1 protein-coding gene is annotated in these 280 nt (G+C 78.6%); it reads left to right on the top strand.

What is annotated here, in order from left to right:
- Positions 1-50: 50 nt before the first annotated feature.
- A partial coding sequence (locus tag QWJ41_RS21100; protein WP_302710450.1) for a PDZ domain-containing protein occupies positions 51-280 on the top strand: 230 nt, incomplete at its 3' end.

The following is a 280-nucleotide window of genomic DNA, read 5'->3' as shown; positions in this document are numbered from 1 at the left end:
CGCACGCTTCGCCGCGCGCGTTCCGGCGACCCGCGTGGGTCGGGGTCACGATGTCCAAGGCGCCCGGCGAGGGCGTCGCGGTCGACCACGTCGTGCGCGGCTCGCCCGCCGACCGCGGCGGCGTCCGCGCCGGCGACCGAATCGTGTCGATCGACGGCGCGCGCGTCCGCGCCCCCTCCGAGGTCTCGCGCGCGGTCGGCGGCCGGACCTCGGGCGAGACGCTCGTCTTCTCGCTCGCGCGCAAGGGCTCGCACGTGCGCGTCTCCGTGACCCTCGCGCC

It is taken from the genome of Nocardioides cremeus (assembly GCF_030518195.1).
Taxonomy (GTDB): Bacteria; Actinomycetota; Actinomycetes; order Propionibacteriales; family Nocardioidaceae; genus Nocardioides; species Nocardioides cremeus.
The sequence above is the reverse complement of the archived record's forward strand: the minus strand, read 5'-3'. Positions and strand labels throughout refer to the sequence as shown.